This is a genomic window from Duganella sp. 1224, from assembly GCF_013408245.1.
Lineage (GTDB): Bacteria > Pseudomonadota > Gammaproteobacteria > Burkholderiales > Burkholderiaceae_D > Rugamonas.
Genome location: NZ_JACBYS010000003.1, coordinates 97331 through 122821 on the forward strand (window position 1 = coordinate 97331; position 25491 = coordinate 122821).

Sequence of the window (25491 nt, forward strand, 5' to 3'; positions counted from 1 at the left end):
TGCCCCTTATGGCGAAACGATAATTGCGAAAGCGGCACCGCCGTCACCAGAGGTCAGCGTGGCCGAAGAATTGACGTTGCTGGACAAAGAAACGCCACCAGATGCGCCGCCGTAGATCACACTCCCGCTGATCAGCGTCATCCCGCTAGAGCTGGCGTAGCCAGTCACCCCACCGGTGCCGCCCAACATTACTGCGCCCCCGCTATTCGCATTGGTCCCGGGACTCGTGAACACCCCGCCACTACCGCCGCCTGCGCCTGGTGACTGGCTGGCAGAATTCGTGGCCGCATTCGTTCCCGCCCCCAACAATTGGAGCGGCACCGCAGCGAGAACGGACACAAAGTCGTCCAACACCGGAGCCGCTCCGATGGAGCTGGTCGCGTCTGCGGATGGTGCCAGTGCGCTGGCCCCAGCAGACGCGCTCGCGTCGCCGAACACGGTCACGTTGCCGCTCTTCCCGCCGATACCGGCGCCGCCCGAGGCCCCTTGTACGCCGCCGGTACCATTGGTGGACACCACGACATCGCCGCTTTTGTTGGCGACGCCTTTATATGGAACAGCTGCGCCGCCAGTTGCGGCATTCGCATTAACGGCGCCTGCAGTCAAAGTCACGGTAGCGGATCCGGAAGCGCTGCCAGGGAAATTGAAGTCGCCGCCCGATGCAGTCCCGCCGGCGGCGCCAGTTGCGACAGTCGAGTTTGTGGTACCGACCGCCGCATTACCTTTCTTTCCGCCGCCAGCAGTCAGGGATACCGAGCCGCCAATGAAGGTCGAGTCCGTTGCATCGTTGCCGTTCTTGGCGACGTTGCCCACCGTGGTATTCGTAACGCCGAGGCCTTTGGCGCCCAGCGCCAACGTGTAGGTATCGCCGGCTACCGCGAAGAAGGTCTTGATGACCATGCCCCCTGTGCTGCCGCCAGAAGCAGCAGCGCGCGCGCCGCTAGAGGCAATCGCGACCGCGCCCGAACCCGCAGCGCCGATCAGGATAATCGTGTACCACCCGGTGACCGGCGCGGTCCAGACGACGGACTGTTTCAATACCTGAATCACCCGCCCGGTAACTCCTTGAAACGCGCCGTTGTTCCTCCGCACCGTGACCAGAAACTTCGACGCGGTGTCGGCTACGACATCCAGTTCGTCGCCGGGATTGATGACCGTCGAGCCGCCGTGGACATAGAAGTTTGCGCTGCTTACCACTGAAAACGTGCTTTCCGCTTTAAGCGTGCGCTTGGCGCCGGCCTGCGGCGCATTTGGTAAGCCGGTGATGTTTGCCGTCTGCGTGATCGGCACATAGTTGCCGCCGGCGTTCCAGATGTCGGGCGTCGCGCTGCTGGCCGGCGCCGTGCCCTTCAGCTCGTCCAGCGCGCCGGTGAGTTGGCCGCCGGCCGTGCCGCCAATAGGACCGCGCGCGCCGCCCGGTGCGATCGTCCAGTCATTGTAGGTGCCGGCCGGGCCTTCGGTCTGGGTGATGGTCGCGGTCAGCGTGGTCCCGGCGTAAGACGCGACCGTGCCGAACATGCGCGCGGCCGGCGTTCCGGAGCTGACAAACTGCAGCAGTTCGCCGGCAGGGAACTGCTTCCCGGCCGGCACGGTGAATACCTTGGCGCCGTTGCCCAGCACGACGGCGCTGGAGCTGCTGGCGGTCAGACTGGTGGATGCGTTCGCGGCGGCCGTCGCACTGTCCGCTGCAGCCTGCGCAGCGGCGCCTGCATCTTGGGCAGCCTGCAGAGCGGCGCTCTTGCTGGATGCCGCTTGGCCGGCACTGGTTGCGGCCGCCTGGGCGTTTGCGTCGGCGGCGCCGGCCAGGGACTGAACAGCGAGCGCATTCGCATACACGTTGTCGCCGAGGGCGTTCATCTGGATGCCGAACGGGCGCTGGGCGGCGGCAAACGCGTCGGCCTCGGCATCGAAGTTGTCCGGATCATCAATACTCGGCGCGACGGGTAGCACGTCGGCATGGACTGGTGCGGTGATCGCCATTACATTTCCTCCACTTGCAGCGTGATGACGCCGTAATTCAAACCTTTAAGGTTCAAGCTGAACTCCTTGTGAATACCGAAGATAAAAAGTGGCTCGAAATAGTCGAGTGTGAAATCGTCTAGCCCCGACCACACCGCCGGGCGGCCGTTGAGCTGCTCCCGCAATTCGAGGATCTGGCTAGTCAGGCTTTTGTCAAACCAGACCGTTAGGTCGACCTTGGGGACCGAGCGCTCGGGGTCGAGCTTGAGGTTCCCAAACTTGTCGCGCTCGACGTTGGAGAAATTCAGGTGATCCGAAGTCGGCTCGTACTGCACATCACCGATGTACACCGCATTCCCGATAACAATTCCACCGACCGCGCGCCGCCCGGGACCTGGCTTTGCGACGGTGATGGTGATCAAAGCATTCCGATACGGCGGCAGGTCGAAGTACTGGACACTAGTGCGGCTCTTGAACAGGCTAAAGAACCATTCCTTCCAGCTGCGGCTCTTGCGCTTACTGAGGTTGGCGGTGACAGAGTACTTCTGCACGCCGGCCACCGTTTGCGTGATCGTCACCGTACGGGCGTCCAATCCGATGACCGCGATAGAATCCGCGCGGCCAGTTAGCTGGATGCTCTGCACGATATCCACCGGTGCCTCAGCCTGCGTGTTGCGCAAGTTGTCGAACGCGGCCCGCCTGTTTGTCGTGCCTGGCACCTGCAGCCAGGCGGTTCCGCCTGTCAGGGGTTGATTCGTATTCGCATCCGTGAGCTGAGACTCATACACCAGATGCGCCACTGGATCGATTACCCGGTCGTGGAAAGCATAGGTGTGGGTGGAATCGTAGACAGCATACGTGGTGCCGATGTTCTGCCACCACGTCGGGCTGGTCGCTGGCGCGTGACCGGTGTTCGCCGCCTGCAGCGACTTCCAGACGGTGAGGATCCCGCCGACGGTGCCGGTGGCGACCGTGGCGCCGGCGGCGTATGTCGTGCCCATGACATGCATGGCTGGTGGGGTCTCCACCAAGGTGCTGCTCACCAGCATTGCATCGGTGATTTCGATGGGTGCTATCACTCGCATTACGCAGGTTCCTTCGCAGTAATCACCTTCACCGCGAAATAGTCGCCACGCCCCCCCACGCGCCGGACCACTTTCGCGACTTCACCGGTGCTGTCGGCAGTACTTGCTGCAGCGGCCCTCAGCTCGCGCACTTCGGCACGCAGCGCACGGATCTCCGCGACCAACTCAGCGTTGGCGGAACCGAGCATTGATCTCGTTTGGCTGGCGTTGAATATCCGCGATGGGCCAGTTGCCTCCAGCTCTGGTCCGTTTTCACCGACAAGGCGCAGGCCGCCCATGTGATCCCCGCCAGCAGCAAATCCGGGCGGATGGAGTCTTTTGTACTCATCGCTGCCCAAGAATCCCTGCTTGACCTGCTCCCAGGACATCCCGCCCTTGACCGCAGCTTCCCAAGCGTCCACGCCCGCCGCGTCACCGGTGCGTCCTAGTAAAGATTTATAGAGCGCCTGGATCTTCGCCTCGTCGGAGTTTTTGATTGCCCCCGCCACATCGACTCCCTTGGTGGCCTGCTGCTGCCAGAAGTCCAACTCCGAGCTGGTCGCAGTTCGGCCAAGATAGTCTTGATATGCAACAGCGGTCTGCTGGAGCGCTGCGGATCCAGGATTGGCCATCGCCTTCGAAATCGATGCGGCGAGTTCAGCCAACGCCTGCGGCAATGACACCAAGGCCGTCGAGACGCCGTTGAGTAAGTCGACTTGATTTTTCGATGTAGCCAGGATGCCGTCCAGACGCGCGAGATCCGCCTTGTGTGCTTCGTCGAGCGCTGTTTTCTGCGATTGCAACGATTTCAGCATCAACTGATCGGTGGAGAGCTGCGTGTCCGTGTAGCCCGCCAAACCAGCCACGGTGTTCTTCGTAAGATACAGATCACGCTGATAGTCGAGATACGACGAGAACTGGCCGGATGCATCTTTACCCACGGTCGCCAACGCGTTCTTGAGAACATCCGCGTCCGGCAGCGGTCCACCCGCCTTAGCGATCGCCAAAGCTGCCTGCAGCTGAGCTTGAGCCTGTTCACGTTCAGCTTTTTCCTGGCCGGGAACCGCCATTGAATCGAGGGTGGAGTGCAAAGCCTGCGACAAGTTTTGCAAGTTGCTGACAGCGCCCGTCACCTTGTCGATACCAGCTTGCAGGCCATCAGTCGCCGCCTGATACACGGTATCTAGATGATCCCGCTCCTGCGCGACGACAGCCTGCAGGGTGCTGTATGCCTGGTTTGTGTTATCGAGCAAATCCTTTACGGCATCCTTCGCCGCCTGCGCAGCGGCGACCTGGTCGTAAAGCGCACGGTTATGCCCATCGATCGCGTTGCGCGCCTTCTCCGCGAGCTGCGCCTGCGTCATGGTCAATTCGTCCAGTTTATCCTGGAGGTCGGCGCGCTCACGCGCCACGTCCGCTGCTGTTTTTTCACTGGCGTGCACTTGGGCAAAGGCATCCTGCAGGTTCATGAGGCCCGCATACAGCTTCTGTCCGCTTTCGCTGCTCAAGTCCAGCCCCATCACCAGGCTCTTGAACTCGTCCTTCGTCTTGGGGATGGCAGAAAGACCCAGGGCGGCAAGCTGGGCGTCCAGCTGCTTGGACACCGGCCCCAGGCGCTCGGCATCGCTGAGGTAGTTCTGGGCGAACGAGCTGGCCGCCGCCGTGAAGTTGGACAAGCCTCCCGACAGCAGGATGATCTGCGCGCGCATTGCCTCGCCGGCCAGGCCGGCGGCGCCGAACGCGGTCGAGACGTCCTTGCCAAGCAGCTGGACGACCTGGTTGGTGGCGGCAAATTCGCTGGTGATGCGCGTCAGCGCCGCGCTGGTCGCCTCGGTTGGCGTCTTCAGAGCGGCGATCTGCTGCAGCGTGACCTTGGCGCCGAACACGGCCTCGCCGGAGTCGTTCAATGCCGAACGATACGCCAGCAAGCTTTCGACTTCGGTGGCCAGCTCGGCCGACGTCCCCTGGAAGTTCTGCTCCAGCTTCGACAAGCCAGGCTCGATACCTTCCAGGATGTTCATGATCCGGTCGTTGAACACCTGAGCCAGCGCCTTGCCAGCGTCAGCGGAGTCTATCTGTCCTTCCGCGCCGACGTGCGCCGTGTCGGTCTTGCCGGTAAGGTAGCTGGTCACGCTGGCTTTTTCAGCCGTGGTCAGATATTTTGCCAGCGCATCGTCGGCCAGGCCGACCGTCTTGACGAAGTCCTGCACGGCTTTCGACTCGGCCGGCGCCCAGAAGGTGCTGGTGACGCCGAAAGTGCCGAAGGCAGAGTTCGTGCTCGCGCCGGCGATATAGGAATCGGACTTGCCTTCGTTGCCACGCTCGTTGATCGAGATGTTGCCGGCCTTGTTGTTGCTGCCGAAGGTCAAGCGGGTATCGGATTCCGGCCCATCGCTGAACAGCGCATCGAACGCCTTGTAGGCCACGGCGGCGCCGGCAATCCACGGCACGGCGGTACTGAGCGCCGATGCCAATGCCGTGCCGGCGCTGGCGGCTGCCGACATCGCCGGGATGGTCTCGCCGGCCAGCGTGGCGGCGATCTGCTCGGCGGCCGCCGAGCCGGAGAAGCCGGCGCCGAAGTCCGCCAGCGCGGACGAACCCGCCCAGCTGCCGATTGCACTGATGCCGCCGCCGAGGGTATTGGTGAGGCCTGCCGTGGCGAGGTTGTAGGCCGAGGAGATGCTGGAAGCGCCGCTGAGCAGATTGCCCGCGCCACCCGCGCTGGCTGCGGCACCCGCAGCGTTGCCGGCGCCGGCCAGCGCGCTGTACCCGCTCACCTGCGCGCCGATGTTCATGATCCACTGCTTGGCCGTCATCTGGTACAGCAGCTCCAGCAAGCCGTTCTTGAGGGTGCTGTAAAGCCGGTCGAAGGCGCCCTTGCCGTTCTGCTCGATGCTCAGGAAGGTGTCGTGCGCGGTGTGCTCGATACCCTCCCAGATGTTCTTCTGCCGCTCGAAGTCGAGGGTGCGCGCCACGCCGTCGGCTTGCGCGGTGGTCAGTTCGCGCAGGGCCTTGGCGCTATCTCGCATTTTTTCGGCCAAGGCTTCCCAGCCGAGGATGGTGTCCGCGATGGCGGCGTCGGATTCCAGCCGACGCGCGCGCTCCTCCACCAGCGCAGCCGAATAGGCCGCGACCTGCTGCTTGCCCATGCCGATGACGGCATTGGCATCCTTTTGTTTCTTGATCTGCTCGTTGATGCCGCGCAGATCCTCATCCCGTTTGTCGAGCTTGTCGGCGATGACGCCCAGCGCGGCGCGCTCCGCATTGACGTCCAGGTTAAACAGCTGCTGCTCCAGCTGGATTTTACGAGAGATCGATTTTTCATCAAGCTCATTGATCTGTCCACGCAGGCCCGCCTGGTCGCGCTCGGAATTCGCTTTCTGCGCCGTCAGCTTCAGCTCCTGCTCCAGACGGGCGCGCTCGCGCGCGAACTGCGCCTGGTCCAGCGCCTCAACCGCCTGCGCGTACTGTTGCTGGGCCTGGAAGCTATTGTCCAGGCCGGCCTCGCGCGCGGCCACCAGCGCCGACATCGATCGGGCCGCTACGGTATCCTCCACGACGCCGCGGCGCTTGATGGCCTCGATCTGGCCATCGATGCCGGCGTTGAAAATGTCGCTGTACTGCTTGCGGATCGCCGCCTCGCGCTGGGCGATTTCCGCATCGGAGACGCCGGCCTCGAGCCCCCGTTTCCGACTCGCCGCGATATCTCGTTCCAGCTGCTCACGCCGGGTGAGAAATTTCTCGCCTTCTTTATCCCAGGCAATACCGGCTTCTTGTAACTGGATGCGGCCGGCATCGATAGCGGCGATGCGCTCTTTCCTGTCCTTCTCGGCATTCAGGGCGTCAACGCGCGCCTGAGCCTTGTCAAGATCTGCCTTGCCGTCCGCACCCGCACCAATGAACGTCAGTCGCTTGCGCTTGGCCTCCTCCAACGCGGCATTGGCCTTTTCCAGCTTCTGCTCGAAGGTGTCCTCGCGACCGATGTCGAGCATCCAATCCCAGGCCTTGTGGGCGGCGCTGCCCAAAGCATTCCAGCCACGCGTGAGGTAGCCAAGGGAGGCGTCCACATCCTTGGCGCGCTGGGTGATGGCGTCGGCATACGCCGACTGCGCAACGCGCCCGGCATCGTCAGCGCGCCCCTGATCCTGCAGCGCCTTGATCTGCTGGTAGGTCGCCAGCGTCAGGTAGTGATATTTTTCGGTCAGCTTTTCGCTGGCCTCCAACGGCGACTTGGCCAGATCGGCGAACGTGGACACCGTGTCGGCCACCTTGATGCCGATCTCTTTATTAGCCAGCACCGTGGCGGTGGCTAGCTGCTGTAGGTTTTCTTTACCGACGCGGCCCGTCTGCACCAGTTGGTTCAGCGCATCAGCCGCATGCGATTTCGTGTCCTCCGCTGCCTTGGCGGTGGCCGCCGACATGCCGATCAGCTCACTGGTCGTGGCGCCGACGGCGTTGCCCGTAAGGGCTAGCGACTTGCGGAATTCCTCGCTTTCCTGACTGCCCTTGTAAAAGGCGACAGCCAGTACAGTACCGGCCGCGGCGGCGACCGTGAAAGGATTGACGAGGCCGGTGACATATGAGGCGACGCCGCGCAGCGCGTTGCCGACGTTGCCGAACTGGCCGACGATCTGGCCGCCCTGCTGCAGGAGTACCGTCAGCGGCGCCTGGCCGCCTTGCAGGCTGACGACCACGTCAGTGATCTGCGCCGGCAGGCCGGCCATCGCGGCGCGGAGCTGGCCGGCCGATACACCGGCACGGTTCAGCTGCTCACCGGCTTGGGCGATCTGCTGGATGCTGCCGGTCGCGGAGCTGCGTAGGCGGTTGAACTCAAGGACCGCCTGATCCGCATCCGCAGTGATGACTACCCTTGTTTCAGCCATTGCGCTTTTCGCTCCACGCTTTCAACGTCGCTTCTTCCATAGCTTGTATTTTGTTAAACATGTTCAGCTCTTCGCTGCGCTTGATGCGGTGCTTACGCATCACCACCTCGACACCGGGATAGTTCAGTCCCGTCGGCTCGCCGTTGTCTGTATTCCATTGCGTCAGCACCTTGCAGAACAGGTTCCATGCGGGCACGTTTTCGGGCCAGAGGTGGAATTCCTGAGGCTCCAACGCCGCACGATCATCGGTGACGATGTACAAGCCAAACATCGCCGCTACCTCGTCGAGCTTTCTGACCGCGACGCGCTCCTCTTTACCATCCCAGAGCTGCCCCAACGCGGCCAGGCGCGCGAGCTGCGCTAGTTTTTTTCCGCTACGCTCTGCTCGGCCAGGTACTTGGAGTAGCACAGCACCGCCATACCGGAGATATCCAGCAGCGCACCCAGCATGTCCGGATCGAACGGCGCCGGCGTGTCATCCTCCAGCAGCACCAGCTTCTGGCCGCGCACGTCGGTGATGATGTCCTGCAGAATGTCCTTCATCGGCTTGCCGTTGTTGGCGGTAACTTCGCTCGACGACTGGCGCTTGGCGGTAAACTCGAACTTGAAGGCCACTGGCTCGCCCTGCTCGTTCTTCAGCTGGCCTTTGACCTCGACCACGACCAGGTTGCTGACGGCGATCTTGTATTTTTTGTTGCTCGACATGGTGTTTCCTTATGGTTTGGCTTGCGCCGGTTTAGAAAAAGACGATGCGCAACTCGTCGTTACCCAGCTTCGGGTTGACGCGCAATTTGACGCCGATCATGCGCATACCGTTTTTTTCCTCTTTCGAGGGGTCGGTACGCTGCACCGAGGGCATGAAGATCAACACACGGTCGCCGACGACCGTGCCGTGCGCGAAGCCCAGGCTGGTCAGGGTCGTGGCTTTGACTGCAGTCAGCAGCGCCACTTCGTCCACCGCAGTCAGATCCATCTTCATGTCGGCCGTGACCTTGCGCTCGGTGATCGGCACGGTTTCGCCGCCCAGCAGCGCATTGAATGGCGCGGAGATGCCGCTGTCGATATTGATGCCTTCGCTGGGAAACGCGGTACCACCGACGAGCGCCGGCGCGCCCGTGATCGAGTGCGTGCAGCCAAAGGTCAAGTCACCGCTGTTCGCGTCGACGATAGTCTGTGGAATGCGCCATGCGTCCAGCGTGACGGTCGGCAGCGGGGCTGCGGTATCACCGCCGTCCAGGCCGGTGAAGCTGAAGCTCAGCTTTGGAATTTCGCCCACCTGGGCGCTTACCTTGAAGCTACCGCGGGCGCCCAGCAGCTTGTGCAGCACGCCGTCGTCGTAGTAGTAGACGGTCAGCGACTCGTAGCCACCGGAAACCGGGGTGTAGTCGACGCGTACGCTGGCGGTGATGGTTTCGGCAAAGCCGCAGGCGCGCAGCAGCGGGCCCAGGGCCGGCGCCGTGCCCGCAGTACCGGAACCGACCAGCTCGACATCAAATTCGAGCTGCTTGTAGCGGGTGCCGACCAGCGACTCCGAGTTGCCCAGGTACGGCCGCATCACGTTGCGGTCCGCGTTCTGCGCCACCAGCGGCGTGACTTTTTGATTGCTGATCAGCAAAGCATTTTGCGCGCCAGCGGGAGCGGCGTCCTGGCCGTAAGTGGTTTCCAGCTTCGCCAGGATGGCGGTGTTATTGACGAGACGGCTCATGGATTACTCCTCGGTGGATTGTTTCTTTGGCGCCGGCTTCGGCGGCTCCACCAGCAGCTCCAGCGCGCCAGTGTCCGGATCCCGGGCGTAGCTACCGCCGCGTGCCGGGTTAGCCGGTACTGGAGCGGGCTTTGCGACTTCGTCGCTTTCTTCCGTCGTGAAGCTCATGGGTTGAGAGTCCTTCCTTTGGTCTTATGTGAAACGATAAATTTGGCGGTCGTGCAACCGAGTGCCGTGTCCAGCTCGTCCAAGTCCCACGACAGCGTGTCGCCTTCCAGCGGGACCATCTGCATCACCGCTCCTGACAGCGTCGGGTCGGCCGCCAGCGCATCAAAAACTGCCGCCACGATCAGATCCGACGCTTCATCCGGCTCGCCGCCGGACATCCGGCCATAGCATTCGATCTGCACCAGGGTCTTCCAGGTAGTCGGCCCGCCCAGGACGCGCGACAGTTCGGAAGCGCTTCGGCCCAGTCGGATCACCACGGCGTGCGGCGTCTCTGCGGAGATGGAACGGGTCCTGGACGTGTAGACGCGTCCGAGTGCGACGCCCGCCGCATCCAGCACATCCTTCACGGCGACCAGAACCTGCCGGTGTGCAGTCGTCATGCTTTTTCCAGTATCGCGAGGCTCAAGCCCGGCCCGCTGGCTTTGTCCGCGTGCACGTCCACCACCTTCCAGGCAGCGCCATCGACCGATACCACCGTGTCGATGAACTCCGACGGGATATCAGAGTCAGCGATTACCATTTGCGGTTCCGATGCGCCCATGCCGACCACACCGACCATCCCGACCTTGTACTGCGCGTCGAAAATTACGCGTACATCGATGCCGTCGATCCGAGCCGTCGCGTTTGACAGCTTCTTCATCGCGGCCGCGTTGAGGCGAGCTTCGAGCGCTTCGAACATGGTCAGCCGTTGATCTTGATCTGGACGGTGGCGGCGCCTGCGGCCGCAGGCGACGCCGCATAGCCAGCCTGAACATTGCTGGCGGCCGTGGTCGTCAGCCGGCTATTCTGGGCATCCCAGTACAACAGATCACCCTGCCCCACCACATCGGTCGTCAGCTTGGCGATCTCCCACACGCCAGTGACATGGGCTGCGCCAACGGAGCCCTGCGACACCGCGCGCGCTGCAACACCAATGCGCTTGCCCAGCACGATGACTGCACCGCTCGCCACCGCTGCCGCAGCAGTGAAGTCCAGCACATCGCCTTCTTGAACGTAATTCGTTGCCATTGTTGGCTCCTTGAAATTTGGTGGTGAGCCGCCGGAGCGGCTAGTTTTCCTGGCTGTTTAGGCGCCTGGGTTTTTCTGCATGGTGCGGAAGTCCAGCGGTTTGACGCCGGCGTCCATACGTACCTTGAACTCGACACCATCGACATGCCAGCCATTCTGGTTTTCCAAGGTCGGCGTATCCACACCGTCCAGGTAGCTCACCTCGACGGTGTCGTGGACATCTTGGCTTGCGACGCCGTACCATGCAGCCGTGGAAGCCGCGTCCAAGCGAGCATCTGCGATCACCTCGAACGTGCCGCGCACGGAATTCGGAACGGTATTGTTTTTGGAGGCGGCGCCAACTTCGAATTCGCTGTCGCGGACGGTGTTGGCGGCGCCACGCAGGGAGCGAGGTACGATCAGCTTTGCCATGTTGATATTCAGCGTGCTGCCGGTCGCATCCTTCTGCAATGCCATGGACGTACCCATGGCGTCCACCGAACCAGTACTGATCACGCTTCCGGCCATCAAGTTCTTGTGGTCAGCATGGAACAGCGCAGTGCCGTCAGCCATCGCGGGATTGCTGGTCAGGACCGCGTACACCAGGTCGCCGATCGTACGAATAGCCGCGCGGCCCATCGCCTTCGGAATCTTGGTGAACGAGTCCAGATCATCGTTGATGATCGTGTGGCGGGTCAGGGAGAACAGCCGACCGTAGGTCGCCAGCTGGACGGTTTCACCGCGCTCACCGACCTTTGCATTTTTGTATTCGGCGCCGTCGGCCACCTTCAACAGCGATGGGAACGTGTTCAGGTCCACGCGACTGCCTGGCTTGAAATCGCCCAACGTGCCCTTGGAGGTCCAAAGTTGGAAAGTCTCCTCGGCTTCGTCGTACCCCTTCAGCATGGCTTTCTCGGCCACGTTCGCCAGCAACAGCGGAAAATCGCTGCCGGTATGCGTGAAAGCTGCGGCGACCAGCTGCATCTTGTCCATGCCCCGCACGTTGGCGCCGGCATGGGCCAGGCACTCACGTGCGATATCCATCAGCGAAAAGCCGCGATAGTTGTTGGCGCGATCATCCTTCTCCAGCGATGCACGCGCCATCACCGAGGCCATGACGCCAGCTCGGAATTTGTCGCGGGAATCTTCGACGGTGATGATGCGCGCGGTCGCCACCGGCTGCGCATCTTTCGCCAAGTGCGCGAGGATTTTCGAGTTAGCCAGGTCGACGGTGCACGCCTGATCGTCCACGCAGGCGGCGTGAATCTCGGCCATGCCAGGTACGCTGGTAAATTTAGCGAACGCCGCCGAGATGCCGGCACGGCGCTGTTTGTCCGCTTCCAGCGCAGCTTTAACGGCTGCGTCTGCTGCGGCCTGTACGGCTGCCGGCTCTTGCGTAGCTTCGGTTGGGGTAGGCATATTGGTGCTCTCCTTGGGATTGGTGGGACGGGTAGGCGCGGCAGACGCCGCAGGGAGTACTGGTTGCGGGTACGATTCGTACCGCGCCTTTACGAAACCGGACATGTGAGCCGATGCTGCCAACGGCAGGTCTGCGACGATCACGTCGATCAGCTGGGCCGCCAGCGCTTCTTCCGCGGTGAACCAGTGGTCCTTGCCGTCGGTCAGCAACGCCAATGCTGCCGGCTTGTCATTCGAGCGCACCGCATAGCTCGACGCCATGGCATCGGCATAGCTGTCCAGCATGTCTGCGGATTCGCGCAGTGCTACGCTATTGCCAGCCGCGTAGCCCCACGGCGCGTGGATCATCATCAATGCGTTGTTCGCCATCTCGATGCTGTCGCCCGCCATGGCGATGAGACTCGCGACGGAGGCAGCCACGCCGTCGATGACCGTGGTGATGTTCGCCTTGTGCCGGCGTAGCGCATTGAAGATAGCGATGCCATCGACCACCGAGCCACCCAGGCTATTGATGCGGATGGTTATTTGATCGACCTCCAGCGCCGCGATCTCGCGCACAAAGTCCTTGGCGGCCACAGTCTCTTCGTACCAACTTTCGCCGATGTCGCCGTAAATCAGGATCTCGGCAGCCGAGGCGACAGGCGTGTCTGCAGCAACTGGGGCGCCGGCAGCACGTGCGCGGATGGCATACCACTTCGCGTGTTCAGCTGGTTTGTTGACCGGTATTGGCATGATGCGTTCCTTATTTAGTGCGCTCAGTTTGCAGATCGCTCTGTCTCTTTTCTACTTAAAAGGGAGACTCACAAATTTCAGCTGAACGATGCTAGCCCACCATGATCGAGTAGCCGTAGCGACCGTGCACCCTCGCATCCCCCTGGTGCAGGGTATCGGCGTAATAGCTCGCCCGCGCTTTGTAGTAGTTCGGATTGTTGGGGTCATAGCTCAGCGAAACCACGTTGCGGTGCTCGATGTACCCGGTGATGGTGTTGGCAGTAACCGCGGCCTGCATCGCGGGTACGAAGTACTGCTGAATATCCCCACCCTTGTCGAGCTGCGGGTACGACGTCTGCCGGCTGGCGATCGTATTGCTGAACGTACTGGAATCTGGGTTGTTAGCCAGGAAGTGGTACATCAACGACAACTGGTAGATACGCAACGCGCGCCGACCGCTGCTGAGGGTGTAATTGTTCTTGATACCAGTCCATATCGAATTCGCATTGCTGATCAGGCCGGCCGCCGAGCCGCTATTAGGCCCGCTACCGATACTGTTGATACCCGGTTCAACCTGCCAAGTATTTGCGTAATTGGAGTACGCCTGTAGCTGACTGGAGTTGATAAACAGCGAGGCGTTCGTGCTTGACCGCCCAATCAGGCACCCCGCAATAGGAGGCTTGCCAGCATTGCGCATGGTCACGGTGAAGTGGATCGAGGACGTACCGCCCTGGGCGCCGCGCGAGTCGGTGATGCTGCCGATGATGATCGGGTCGGCCGAGACGAAGCGACCGCGCATGACCAGTTTCGGACCTGCCTGGCGGAAGGAGACAGTACCGCCGGTCGCGCTCACCCGGTAGTTGTTTCCGGCGTTGGTGTTACCGACGTCGTTGGTGACAGTATCGCTGGTGGTGTACCAGTAATGCTGGGACGGCCAGCTGATGTCGTCACCGGACTCTGCACACGGCACCTTGGTCCCTGCCGGAACGTCGCTGCGCGTCCGGCCAAGGATCACCTGGCCTGCAGGGATGCCGTTGGCGAACGCCGCGCCGTAGGCCGAGGTGGGGTACGGGTCGGAGGACACGATGGCGCCACTGTCCACCTCCAAGGGCTTCGCGGTGGTCGGTGTCTCGTTGTTGAACACGACGCCGTTGAAGGTCCCCGTGAATTTCAGCGGGACCACGACGCCGTTGTACACGGTGTCCGCAGCTTCGATCCGGCGGATGTTGCCCAGCGGGATCGTGTTCTGGGCCGTCGAATCCGTGGTCAGCGCCGCGACGTCGAATACGATCGAGTTGATGGCCCCGGAACCAACAATATGGCTCTCGTTCGACAGGATCTTGTACGAGGTCGCATTGGAGATGTTGAGCGGCTGGTCGGTCTGCGAGGTCAGTCCGAGACGGTTCGACGCCGAGGCAAAGTTATAGACGCCGCTCGACGGTGTTGACGGCACGATCATCACAGGATCGACGTACCAGCGGCCCTCCGGGGTGCTGCCTGTGCCGCCCAGATCAACATAGGGCCGCAGGCGACGGCCGGCTTCGCTGCCGTTGGACGGCGAGGTGTAGGCGTAATATGGCGTGGTGACGCTGGTGCCGGCACCTGGGGCGTAGACGCCGGTGCCAACACCAGTTTCAACTTCCCAGACAACAGCAGCGATCGTCGCACCGCTGGTGCGCTGGCCCAGGTTGAGGCAGATCTGCTCGCCTGCCGTGGCCTGGTAGCACATCAGGTATGGATGAACTGGCAGCCCGGTCCCGCCGATCTGCGACCAGGCTGGCGCCAAGGTAGGGTCCTGGATGGCCAGGGCAGTGGCCGAGCTGGCGGCGTCAATTCCTGCCGCGTTGCTGATCGACCAGACGGCCTGGAACTGGCACTGCACGTCCCGGGTGGTGACCAGATAGTCCTGGCCGACGTTCACACCATCCTTGAACACGACCAACAAATCGGTGTTGTAGGTACCGGTGGCGGTGCCCGCTACGGCGGACAGCACATTGTTCGCCGTAGGCGTCATATTCAACGTGGGCGCAGCTGTGATGATCGGCGGAGCCACCCCCGGAACTACGGTGTTGGAAAATGCGATGGAATACGGGCCTGGTCCTGCGCTGTTATTGGCGCGCGCTTTGAACTTGTACGAGCCACCGCTGAGGATGCCTTGCGAAGAGCCAAGCACCGCAGGGTTTGCGACGCCGGTGATGGTGCCGATGTAGGCGCCGGAGCCGTCATAGATCTGCAGATCGTGCGACGTGATCGCGGCGCCGCCGTTGCTGCCGTCGGCGTACGGAACGCTGACGGTGCTGCTGCCAGCCGTCGCGGTGCCCATGGTCGGCGCATCCGGCACAACAATCGGATTGCTGATGCTGAACGTCGGGCTGCTGACCTGGCTCAGCGTGCCGGTGGCCACAACAGGCCACGACTGGCCGATTGGCGGAATGTCGCCGGACTGCAGAGGATACGGGCCAAGGCCGCTAAACAACGTTACCGGGCCTGCGCCACGGTCGATAGTTGCGCCGGGGCTGGTGACGGTCCAGCCAGCCGGCACCGAAATGCGCAGCGTGTCGCCTGCCACCGGCTTTGCGCCAGCCTGCGTGATCGTCACGCGCAGACGTGGAACAATCTTGGTCGCTTCCGCATATTTCAGGAATTCGCTCAGGCTCATTTCTTCACCCAATCCGATTCGCCGACCAACACGCCATTTGCATAGGTGAAATATTTGACGTAGTCCACGTCACCAACCGACCATGTGTCGGAGACGAGGTTGCCATTGGCATAGCCATATACATGGCTGCCACCCGATGTCGGAATACCTTTTGAATCCACCACCGCAATATGTTGGATGCGCAATGAGTCGTCGTCCGGATGCGCCGAGCCGGCCGCCATGTTTGCCAATACCGCCTTTACCATGATTTCCTCTCGATTGTTGTTAATCAGCTGCGTCGGATGATGGCCGCGTGTGCGCCGCCTGCTTCACAAAATTTGCGTAGTCCGAAGAGAATACGAGCGCCTTTTCCCCACTCTGCTTACGATGGGCATTGATTTGCTCGAGTACGTCTCGCGGGTTGGCGCCACGCTTGCGCATGACTTCAACCTCACTGGCGAATCCGGCCTGCACCAGTGACAACCACGCGTTCGCCTCCTTGACGGGATCGATCCAGGGCATCGACTGCCCGACAAACAACGCGTCATCCATGCTGCCTGGGACCACATCGCTCGGGCACCGCACTACGCCCGACAGGTGTGCGGTCATGACGAAGTCCTGCCAGACTGGCTGTACGAACATGCCGACGAACTCGTCGGTGAGCACGGCATAGTGAATCCACTGCTCGACCAGTTCCTGCCGCTGCGCGGAGTAAGTGCCGTTGTAGTCGCGGGAGATGCTGGAGTAGCTACCGCCCAAGCCAGCGGCCACCGCGCGCAGTTGGCCACCGCGGAACGTGATCAGATTGGGGTTTGGCCGGTTGGAGTCGATCATGCCGATCTCTTCGCCGACCTTCAGGCCTGTGATGATCATGCCGGGCGCCATGCCGATTTCCGGCGTGGGGCCGTGGTCTTCACTCTTGCCCACGCTGGTGTCGCCGTACATATCCGGCGTGCCCTTCTTGACATAGGCTGTCAGCGCTGCGGCGACCTTGGCGGCGATGCGCTCGCTCTCCTCGTAATCCTTGATGTCCTCCAGGCGGGTGATCACGCTCGCGAAGGCGCTGACGCCGCGCATCTGGCCGATCCTGTCAATCAGCGCGACATGGTGCATGCGATTGGCCGGGATCCGCTTCATGGCGTAGCTCGCCTTCGACCATGTGGTGCCGGACGGATATTCCTTGTAGACCCAGAAGCCGGTGGGCTTGCCCCAGGCGTTGCTCTCGATCCCTTGCTGGATGCCTTGGGAGACATCGTTGTGGTCCATCGGCACCAGGTCAGCCTCGATCAATTCAAGCGAGTACGGCACGTTGGTGCCATGATCGAGCGCGGCGACGGGGCCCATGAGACGCTGCGCAAAAAATTCGCCATCGCGAAGCCACGATGCGCAGCCCATCCGCTGGACTTTTGCCCAATGGTGGCGCTGCGTCACCTCAGGAACCAGGCACCAATCGCGGTATGCGACACGCAGCGCCTGGGCATACTCCTCGTGTATGGTGCCATCGGCGCGCCGCGGCTGCGGCTCGATACCAATGCCACTGGGCCCGATAATGTTGTTGACCAGCGTACGCAGCGCGCCGCGCGCGAGGTCGTGATTCTGTTCGAGATTGCGCGCCAGCGCGCGCAGCGCTACCGCCCCTTGCTGGACCTGCTCATTCGGCGAGCGCGCATCGCGCGCTGCTTTGCGCAGGCGAGACGGACGTGCCGCCTCATATTCAGCCAGCACGCGACGCGCTTGCAGTCGCCGCAGCGCGGAGGCCGGTGAAAAGAACTTGATCACACGATCAAGTCCGTTCAGCTGAGCGTTGGCATCGTCACGTGGCATGTCAGCCCCGCCCGGCAAAGTTCGCGACGGAGAAGGCGACGCCGCCAACGGTCGGTCGGCCTGCGGCATTCGCGGCCTCTGCCGCGACCTTTGCCTCCCAGTCCTTCCGCCCCGCAATCACCATATCCAGATCTTCCATGCGAAGCTTGCGCTCGCCGAAGGAAACCTCCTTCCCTTCCAGGATGGCGGCCTCGGCAGTGAGATATTTGGCAAGCATTTCAGTGGCGGCAGACATTTCGGGACTCCTTCGTTGGAGGCTCCGAAGTTACCGGCGACGCAGTCTCCTTTCTAGGGAAATAGGAGACTCGACCGCCGGATCAATGCCGCTGCGCAGATCCTTGTAAAACTGACCACGGCTGATGCCAAATTCGAGCTGGAGCTGGCGCCTATTCGTTCCGTCGTACTTGGCGCGGATGGCGCGCCGGCGCGCGTGCACATCGATGGCAACTTTCTTGACGTACACCGCCTGCCCGCCCCAGTCGATCCGAAGTTTCGCCTCCAAAACCTTTTCTACTGCGGCGTGGAACACCTCGTCGCCAAGTAGCAACCGGACCTCGTTCAGCATCGCGGTCACGATGTCACATTGCACTTCCTCGATCATCTAAATCCCCTGCTAGACCACTCTGCCGAGGCGAAAGAACTCGCAGCGACACGTGGCGGTTGTTGTAGTTGTGCGGCTGGTGCAGGGGCTACCGGTTCGGTCGTTGCCACCGGTGCCGGATCGGCGACCGTCATCGGCGCGGCGAACAGGTCGTCGATGGCTGGCTGCACCTTTGCCTCCAGCTCGTCCCAATACTTCGCTGGCTTCTTCGTCAGCTCCAGATGCGTTTCCAGCCAGATCATGTAGGTTGCGCAGTCCCAGGCCTCGACACGTTTGCGCATGGATGTCCATCGCGACTCCTTGCCGGACGCAGTTGCGCGCTCGACGCGCGCCTCACCCGCCATCTGCTTGAAGAACTCGTCGCTGGCATCCTTCGAAAAATGCATGTAGCCCGGCCCGGGCCGCTCGATGCTGAGCCGGCCGAAGATCAGATCCTTGGCCAAGTTCGTGCCGACCTGCCACAGCTTCAGGCCGCGCTTACGGGTCTTCCCGCGCCAGTCAATATCGACCAGCGAGACGCCATCCTTGATGTGCTTCTCCCGGCCAGAGCGGCCGCGGATAGCGAACGTCCTCTTATCGGTGTGCGCGTGGACAAAGCTGTACACAGCCTGCGTGTTGTGGCCCTGCGTGTCGATACAGTTGGCGTGAATTTTCAGCGTGGTGCCGGCGGCATGCGGGAATTCAGTCTCAAAGAGGTATTCGGCGACGTCCTGCCACACCTGGTCCTCCTGCGGGTTGCCGTAGAAGATCTTGTGCTCGACCAGCCAGGTTTCGCAGCCTCGCCCGTAAGCACGCACGGTGTATTCGATCCGGTTATCCTGCGTGTCGCCGGCGGCCAGCAGCAGCAGGCCGCCGCGCGGAACGGTGCCGAAGGTATGCGGCTCTGCGCGATCCTTCAACTGGTCAGCATCCGTCTTTTCCATCTCGAGCGCCCAGGGCAGGCCGAGCGTGGTGTTGTGGAAGGTCTTCAGCTTCGTGATGTCACCGCTCAGCGCCTTCTCGTGCGCCTCCAGGAATTCGTTGACGAGATCCGCCCACGTAGCTGCCGGGCTATACGCGGTCCAAACATGGAAGGCAATATGCTGCAGCGGCGCGATGATGGCGCCGGCCGCATTGCGGAACACGCCGGCGCCGTCGATGGTGATGCTGGCGTCGGCATTCTGCCAGCGCCCCTGCTCTGCGATCGCGAGATATTCCGCCTGGGTGATCAGGAGGCCGCATTCAGCGTTCGGGCACAGGTGCCGAACAGAGGACGGATCACCGGCGATCCACTTGAAGCCAGTGCTGTCGTCTTTTTTCCCCCAGGCCAGCGGATGATACTGGCCACAGCCCGGGCACGGGATGGCGTATTTGAAGCGCTCGTCGGCCGAGTTATAGCGCTCTTCGATCAGCGAGAAGCCGGACAGTTTCGGGGTCGACCCTGTGACCATTTTGGGAAAGGTCGCGCCCTCCACCCGCTTGGCCGCCAGCTTGTCCGGTGCGCCTTCCTTCTCGATGTCACGCAGGAACGCGTCGAGCTCGTCCAGGTACGCGACGTCCACCGAAATTCGCCGATAGGCGCGAGCCGCCGTGCCGCCGCGGGTGTGCAGCAGGCACCCCATGAACTTCTTCTGCGCGAGCGTGTTGTCCTTGTGGCGCGCGAGGTGCGCCGGCATGGCCCGGCTCATCACCTTAACGTCGCGCAACATGGTATCCAGCTCGGTCTTCACAAACTCATCGTTGTCGCCGTCGGTCGGCTGCCACAGCACCTGGTTGCGGCGCTTGTGCTCTGCGAAATAGCCGATGGCCGCCAGCAGGATCTTCGTGTAGCCGACGCGCGCCGACTTCATGAAGTCGATGAAGCGAATGTCGTCGTTGCTGATGCAGGCCATGATGGCGCGCTGGAATGGCCACGGCCGCCATTCCTGCTCGACGTACGAGCTTTCCTTGGACAGGTAGAAATGCGCGCGCGCCCACTCCTCCAGCGTCTGCGGGGTGGGAACTCCGAAGGCCTCAAGGCCTCGCGCCAGCGTGCCGGCCAGCTCGGGAGCATCCCAGTTGAGCACGTCATACATGTCGCTCAAAGTTCGATCTCCTCTTCGTCAGCGTCGTCGGCGCCACCGGCATCGTCGTCGCGCAGATCGGCAAGCGACATGCTGGCAGCGATGTTGCGCGCGCGGGCGATCTCGGCGCCGATCGCGGTGATCTCTTCCGCCGGCAGCGACGGGACCCGCCGACGTACCGCGCCTGGGATGGCGTCGAAGATACCGGCGATCCGCGCGCCGGCCTTCGCCAGGATCTCCTCCAGCAGCGCGGCCGGCAGCAGCTGCTTCTGCTTCTCCGCGTTCTGCAGCGCGACGCGGATTTTCTGCTCGCGCGCCAGACCCGCACGTTCCGTCGCCAAATCCAGATCGCCGTTGGCGGCCCGGCCCGCCGCCTGCTCGCGCAAGTGCGAGCAGTAGGCCTGCAGCAGCTGAATTCCCGGCACGCTGGTGTCGAGCACACCCCGCCCGACCAGGTTGCCGACCGCCTGCTGGCTGATCCCGACGAGCGAGCCGAACTGTGCCTGGGTCAGGGGCTGGGTTAGGTCAGGGAGCGACAATACAACCCCCTTGGCATGGGCCGGTGACTAGCGCGCAGTCAGGGTTCGAATTACCCCTGACTGCCCGGGCTTGGGAGTACCTTTCGGCAACGTTGCTGCGACGCATTATCGTGCTGTCCTTTCCGCCTCGACCATGGCCTTGGTGAACTCGGTGGCGAATTCCTTCTGCGTGGTCAGCTCGACTACATACTTGAAATCGAAACGCTCCTGGTACACAGCGGAGCGGACGAACAGCAGCACGGGCCGGATGGCGGTCCCGCTGGCGAAGCTGGTGCGCTGGTAGACGCCCAGCGGCAGGCGGTCGCCAGGTTGGCCGATGAAGTACGAGAAGCCCTGCTGCCGCTTCGTGCCGCGCGCGAGGCGAGCACGCCGCTGGTCGCTCATGTTGGCCTTGTAGCCCATCTCGGGGAAGGCGCGGAAGAACGCCAGGATCTGCACGATCTGGCCGCTGCTCATGTTGCCGTAGGCATCCAGGCGCGCGCCGGCGCCCGGCACTGCACGGTAGCCGACCGGCATGGCGCCAACAGCCTGCAGCGCCCGCTCGAAACGCTTCTGCACGCGCTGGCCGCCGTCGATCTGCGGCCGCAGGAACTTCGCTGCCGGAATGGCTTTGGTGGCGTCGTCCTTCAGCATCACCGTCGCCTCCAGGCGCGTGGCAGTAGCCGGCTTCACGTAGACGCTGTTGAGCGTGTACGGCGTGGGATTGCGGAACACATCGCGCATTTCCTTGACCTCAGCGTCTGCAGCTTTCTTGGCGGTGCGCGTCAACGCGACCCTGGTGGCGAAGTTGACTTGCTTGGCACCGGCCTGGCAAATCTGCGCAATCGAGGCGACCGCCTGTCGAACATCAACGACCATTTGCTTCCCTTTCTGGCATCTCAGATGCCCAAACCTTCTACCCTGCATCCTTTTGCAGGGTGCGGAACCAACCCTGCAACGCTGTAACCCGCACCAACACTCACTCTCAGCAGGGTATGTATGGTGTGCATGGTGTTTTCGTGCGTATACGTGAGAAAAACTTAGACGCCTTCAAAAAATTGTTTCTTCACGTACGCGCCTGAAACCCTGATAACCATGCCTACCCTGCTGCGAGCCTGTATTTATGCGGCTCTCCACGTTGCAGGGTTGTATTTAAACCCTGCGCAACCCTGCATTAATCAGAGTCATCAGCCCTGCTATCGCCGCGGATATCGCCCAGTCGGCGGAACCGCTCGATCTGCTTTTCCAGCGATTCGGTTTCACCTTCGGCCTTGACCTCGAACACCATCCTGGTCGTCTTGCCCTTCGCGCCAACCGCTACCGAACGCTTCACCTTGTGCTCACGGCTGGCGATCAGGCCGGCGAACTTGCACAGCGTCAGCGGCTTCTCGCCGGTCCGGTCGCACCAGCGTCGGTAGATCTTGAACAGGTCTTCCGACAGGCAGGAGCAGTACGGCGCTGCCAGGTAGCCCTGCTGCCACGACCGGTGGAACGACATCCAGCTGCTGAGGCCGAACTCGATCACGCGCTCCTTGGCCAGCGTCATCGGCGGCTTGGTGTGCTCGTTGAACCCGTCCAGCGGCAGACGCAGCAGGAAGTCGTAGAACGCCTCGACGGCACCGGCCTTGATCGCCTCGGCGATCTGGTCATAGAACTCCTTCGGCTGTCGGTTGCGCGCCTCGATGACCATGAACCGGCGATCTTCCAGCTCGATCGGAATCGGCTGCGGCTCGTTGGACAGAAACACGCCGTTCATGTGGTTCGTTTCGATCCGCTCCGGCAGGTTTTTCTGGTTGATGCTCATCTTGGCGCCGGTGATCATGTACTTCAGCGTGCCGTTGTGGCTGTACTTGTCGTCCCGCGACAGCACCTCCTCGAACAGCACGAACAGCTTGCGGGAGCGCCAGGCGGTAAACGTCGAATCCAGTTGGTGCTGACTGGCCACCGTGCCGTACTCCCCGTAGATCGGCGCCATCACATCCTGGAAGAACAGGCTCTTGCCGGTACCCTGCTTCTCACCGAACATCAGCAGCGCCGTCTGCATCTTGGCGCCGGGCTTCTGCAGTGGGAACGCCAGCCAGCGAAGGATCCATGTGACGCACTCATCGACGTTGTCCTCGGCGCCGCACAGCGATTCAAGGAGCGCGAGGATTGGCTGGACGAGGTCAACATTCGGCTTCGGTGTGACCGGCCAGCCGAGGAAGATGTTCACGCATGTCTCAGGGTCCGCCTGCTGCGTCGGATCGAACACCAGGTTCCGGGCTTCGATCGTCTTGCGCAGCGCGTGCTCCTGCCACTTGGTCGTCAGCTCGGCCGTGTAGTCGGCGCGCACGGCGCCCAGCGACATCACCTGCTGGCCGATGCCATCCCATACGGTTTCCGTGCCGCGCAGCAGCGTCAGGTGCTCCAGCATCTCGTCAAGCTTGCCCCCGCTGCCCCCGGTAGCGGCACGGCCGCCGATGAGAGTGGGGAGCGACTCCCGTGTGACCGTGCGGCGCTTCGGGTTTGTATCCCACTCGGCTGCAGCGGCCTTGCCCACCCACGCCACGAAGGCCGAGCGCTTCATGCGCTGGCGCCGCAGGCTGTCCCAAACGTCGGTCGTGGGCCAGACGAGCGCGAAGTGGTCGACCAACTGCTCGGCCGTCGGCATCGTCAGACCGACGGCGTCCGCCTGTGGAGGGGGCGCGGGGGAGTCGGCGGGGTTCTGCGCTGAAGGAGGTAGCGGGATGTCATCGTCGGCAGGGAGCTCCGGCACCGGCTCAGCCACGCCGCTCTCGAGCAGACGCGCTACGACCGGCCCGAGCTGCGCGCGCACATCGTCAATCGACTGCTCGACGTGCAGGTCGTTGAAATCCGTCCATTTATTCTCGCCGCGATCTGCGAACACCGGGAATACCACCTCGGCGTTGCCGACCAATCGCGCAGCCGCGCGCGCCGCCGCGATGCCGGCGTTTTCGAATTTCCATTGCCGCATCCGTCGCCCGCACCGCACATCTGCCTCGATATACGGCGTGCCGGTCGCGTCGATGCGGCGCCAGGCGCGGACAGTGACGCGCTCATCGCCACGCGTCAGGCAGGTGTGGTCAAGACCATCGATAGCGGGCGGCGACTCGACGTCGAATTGCTCCAGCAGGTCACGCGCATAGCGCTGCTGGATCTGCCAGTCGTCGTCGGCAAAGAACAGCAATACGGCGCTGGGGAAGTCCGTACGCAGCTGGCGCGCGACGGCGCCGAGATTGCCCGCGCTGAACGTGACCATGACCGGGAAAGCCTCGTCGGTGGCCATGCGCACGGACTGCCCAGACGCGTAGCCCTCGGCGATGCCGATCAGGCGCGTGCTGTCGTCGATGGTGCCGAGCAGGCAGGCCGCGCCCACCATGTCGGCGCCGGTATTGAACTTCTTGCTGCCGTCGGGTGCTATCTTCTGCACACTGGTCAACTCTGGTTTCGCGTTGCGGCGATACTTGCGCGCGGGGATGAGGAGCACACCGTCGGACGTGACGCGCGCGAATGCACCACTGACCTGTTTCCGCTTCAGATAGGCGACTTCCTCGGGAGCAGCAACCGCTTTCGCCATCGCCCACTGGCCGCGCGCTCGGCCTGCCGCTGCCGCGGCGACCCGCGCACGGCGTTCTTGCTCGTGTTTCTCCAGTTCTGCCTGGCGGCGCTCAAACTCGACCTTCTCTGCATCGCTGATGCCCGACCAGTCGAAGGTCACGGACACGGTGCCGGGGTCGCGACCATGCCACAGGCCGAACGAACCGACGATCTGCTGCTGGCCGTTGTCGAGCGTGATTTCGCGGAGACGATACCAAGCCTTTTTCCCCTTGCCGAAGCGTTGAATTTTGCCATTGAGGACAGGCAGGCCATCGCCCGGGAGCGCTGGCAGACCGTGGCCACGCATCTCTGCAATCAGGTCGTCGAGCGTCATGCTGCGCAGCTGTCCAGAGGTGCAAGGGTTCGAACGGACATCAAAATACCTCGTGTATTATCCAAGTTTTAACTTCAGGGAGCAGATGGTGGCCAATCAAGACAATCAAATTGCGGCACTCGGCATGGTCTGGTATCGCGAAAATGATTACGATCGCTTAAAAGCCATGTTTGAAGACGGCGACAAGCTGCCGGGGACATTCCTCCGATGGCAGGATCAGGCCGAGCAAGGCAGGAAGAAACTCTCGCGGGAGGGTAAGACGGTCATCAAGGCCTACATCGATCCGGAAACTTTTCCCGAATGGTGCGCCGCCAATGGACACCGTGTCGATGCCGCAGGTCGTATGGCATTCGCCAACGCCGAGGCCTATCGAGTTCTTATGAAAATGTAGCTCGATCTGGCGAGCTGAAGTACGGCGATACTGCTTCGTTCCGGCTCCACCAAACGCCGGCTTCACGCGGCTGACACGACGTGCACACATTGCGCTCCCCTTCACTTTTGAACCATGCCCTTGAGGCGCGACACCAGCGCGTCCAGCGACATCTTGGCGCGGACGGCCACCGCTTCGACCTTCTCCACTTCGTGCTGCTCGACCTTGCCGTCGGCCAGGGTGGCGTACAGCTCGGCGCCCACGTCGCCGGTGCTGGACATCACCTTCGCCAGCATCTCCAGCACCGCCATATCAGACGAATCGACCTCCTGCTCCGTGCGGATCAATGTGTAGCCGTGATTGATGGCGTAGGCCTGCAGGATGCCCGTGTCGGCGGTCAGCGCCATCAGCGTATCCAGCTCCAGCGGGCTGAAGTAGTTCGTGTCGCTGTTCGGGTTGGCCTTGTTGCGCAGGATCTGCGTCCGCAAGCCCATCCGGACAGCCAGCACTTCAGGGCCGCCGGCGGCGTCACGCACAGTTTTGTAGATGGCGTCGGAGATGTTCATTTTGATAAATTAGGAAGTTTCTAAAATGGCATGCCATACTTCGAT

22 protein-coding genes are annotated in these 25491 nt (G+C 62.3%); 1 reads left to right on the forward strand and 21 read right to left on the reverse strand.

The features are described from left to right. Positions 1 to 6 precede the first annotated feature (6 nt). From FHW58_RS16910 to FHW58_RS17005, 20 genes are all read right to left on the reverse strand, one after another. Positions 7 to 1980 (reverse strand): hypothetical protein, encoded by a 1974-nt coding sequence (locus FHW58_RS16910; protein ID WP_179674333.1) that lies wholly within the window; start codon positions 1978 to 1980, stop codon positions 7 to 9. Beyond that, positions 1980 to 3044, reverse strand: a complete 1065-nt coding sequence (locus FHW58_RS16915; RefSeq protein WP_179674334.1) for a hypothetical protein — start codon at positions 3042 to 3044, stop codon at positions 1980 to 1982. Before FHW58_RS16915 ends, FHW58_RS16910 begins: the two co-directional genes overlap by 1 nt. Then, the gene (locus FHW58_RS16920) at positions 3044 to 7906 is read right to left on the reverse strand and encodes a phage tail length tape measure family protein (RefSeq protein WP_179674335.1); all 4863 of its coding nucleotides are present in this window, start codon (positions 7904 to 7906) and stop codon (positions 3044 to 3046) included. The genes FHW58_RS16915 and FHW58_RS16920 overlap by 1 nt, the downstream gene beginning before the upstream one ends. After that, positions 7899 to 8315 (reverse strand): DUF1799 domain-containing protein, encoded by a 417-nt coding sequence (locus tag FHW58_RS16925; protein ID WP_179674336.1) that lies wholly within the window; start codon positions 8313 to 8315, stop codon positions 7899 to 7901. Before FHW58_RS16925 ends, FHW58_RS16920 begins: the two co-directional genes overlap by 8 nt. Beyond that, positions 8267 to 8611, reverse strand: coding sequence for a hypothetical protein (locus FHW58_RS16930; protein WP_179674337.1), 345 nt, complete (start codon positions 8609 to 8611; stop codon positions 8267 to 8269). Before FHW58_RS16930 ends, FHW58_RS16925 begins: the two co-directional genes overlap by 49 nt. A 31-nt stretch (positions 8612 to 8642) precedes the next feature. Further along, positions 8643 to 9611 carry a phage tail tube protein gene (locus tag FHW58_RS16935; RefSeq protein ID WP_179674338.1) on the reverse strand — a complete coding sequence of 323 codons (969 nt, stop codon included), beginning with the start codon at positions 9609 to 9611 and terminating at the stop codon, positions 8643 to 8645. A 3-nt stretch (positions 9612 to 9614) separates the two neighbouring features. Next, positions 9615 to 9779: a hypothetical protein gene (locus FHW58_RS16940; protein ID WP_179674339.1), complete on the reverse strand. Its 165-nt coding sequence runs from the start codon at positions 9777 to 9779 to the stop codon at positions 9615 to 9617. Continuing rightward, on the reverse strand, positions 9776 to 10219 hold the full coding sequence (locus tag FHW58_RS16945; protein ID WP_179674340.1) for a hypothetical protein: 444 nt from the start codon (positions 10217 to 10219) through the stop codon (positions 9776 to 9778). The genes FHW58_RS16940 and FHW58_RS16945 overlap by 4 nt, the downstream gene beginning before the upstream one ends. Further along, positions 10216 to 10518: a hypothetical protein gene (locus tag FHW58_RS16950; RefSeq protein WP_179674341.1), complete on the reverse strand. Its 303-nt coding sequence runs from the start codon at positions 10516 to 10518 to the stop codon at positions 10216 to 10218. Before FHW58_RS16950 ends, FHW58_RS16945 begins: the two co-directional genes overlap by 4 nt. Before the next feature lie 2 nt (positions 10519 to 10520). Next, complete coding sequence (locus FHW58_RS16955) at positions 10521 to 10847, reverse strand: DUF2190 family protein (RefSeq protein WP_179674342.1); 327 nt, start codon at positions 10845 to 10847, stop codon at positions 10521 to 10523. Between the two features lie 57 nt (positions 10848 to 10904). After that, positions 10905 to 12977 (reverse strand): ClpP-like prohead protease/major capsid protein fusion protein, encoded by a 2073-nt coding sequence (locus tag FHW58_RS16960; RefSeq protein WP_179674343.1) that lies wholly within the window; start codon positions 12975 to 12977, stop codon positions 10905 to 10907. Positions 12978 to 13068: 91 nt separating this feature from the next. Further along, complete coding sequence (locus tag FHW58_RS16965; protein WP_179674344.1) at positions 13069 to 15615, reverse strand: hypothetical protein; 2547 nt, start codon at positions 15613 to 15615, stop codon at positions 13069 to 13071. Next, positions 15612 to 15860 (reverse strand): hypothetical protein, encoded by a 249-nt coding sequence (locus FHW58_RS16970; protein ID WP_179674345.1) that lies wholly within the window; start codon positions 15858 to 15860, stop codon positions 15612 to 15614. Before FHW58_RS16970 ends, FHW58_RS16965 begins: the two co-directional genes overlap by 4 nt. Positions 15861 to 15879: 19 nt before the next feature. Then, positions 15880 to 17418: a phage portal protein gene (locus FHW58_RS16975; protein WP_218892795.1), complete on the reverse strand. Its 1539-nt coding sequence runs from the start codon at positions 17416 to 17418 to the stop codon at positions 15880 to 15882. 1 nt (position 17419) lies between these two features. Then, a complete protein-coding gene (locus FHW58_RS16980) occupies positions 17420 to 17653 on the reverse strand; it encodes a hypothetical protein (RefSeq protein WP_179674346.1) in 234 nt (77 codons plus the stop codon). Between the two features lie 30 nt (positions 17654 to 17683). Then, positions 17684 to 18019, reverse strand: coding sequence for a Mor transcription activator family protein (locus FHW58_RS16985; protein WP_179674347.1), 336 nt, complete (start codon positions 18017 to 18019; stop codon positions 17684 to 17686). After that, positions 18016 to 20073, reverse strand: a complete 2058-nt coding sequence (locus FHW58_RS16990; RefSeq protein ID WP_179674625.1) for a phage terminase large subunit family protein — start codon at positions 20071 to 20073, stop codon at positions 18016 to 18018. The genes FHW58_RS16985 and FHW58_RS16990 overlap by 4 nt, the downstream gene beginning before the upstream one ends. A gap of 5 nt (positions 20074 to 20078) precedes the next feature. Next, positions 20079 to 20600, reverse strand: a complete 522-nt coding sequence (locus FHW58_RS16995) for a terminase small subunit (protein ID WP_179674348.1) — start codon at positions 20598 to 20600, stop codon at positions 20079 to 20081. Between the two features lie 105 nt (positions 20601 to 20705). Then, a complete protein-coding gene (locus tag FHW58_RS17000; RefSeq protein WP_179674349.1) occupies positions 20706 to 21458 on the reverse strand; it encodes a hypothetical protein in 753 nt (250 codons plus the stop codon). A 295-nt stretch (positions 21459 to 21753) separates the two neighbouring features. After that, entirely contained in the window at positions 21754 to 24510 is a 2757-nt protein-coding gene (locus FHW58_RS17005) for a DUF5906 domain-containing protein (protein ID WP_179674350.1), read from the reverse strand. On the opposite strand from FHW58_RS17005, the gene FHW58_RS17010 reads away from it, so the two are divergent. Further along, complete coding sequence (locus FHW58_RS17010) at positions 24509 to 24901, forward strand: hypothetical protein (RefSeq protein WP_229265381.1); 393 nt, start codon at positions 24509 to 24511, stop codon at positions 24899 to 24901. The two genes, FHW58_RS17005 and FHW58_RS17010, sit on opposite strands and share 2 nt — an antisense overlap. 101 nt (positions 24902 to 25002) lie before the next feature. On the opposite strand, the gene FHW58_RS17015 is transcribed toward FHW58_RS17010, so the two are convergent. Continuing rightward, positions 25003 to 25446 carry a phage regulatory CII family protein gene (locus FHW58_RS17015; RefSeq protein WP_179674351.1) on the reverse strand — a complete coding sequence of 148 codons (444 nt, stop codon included), beginning with the start codon at positions 25444 to 25446 and terminating at the stop codon, positions 25003 to 25005. Positions 25447 to 25491: the final 45 nt, after the last annotated feature.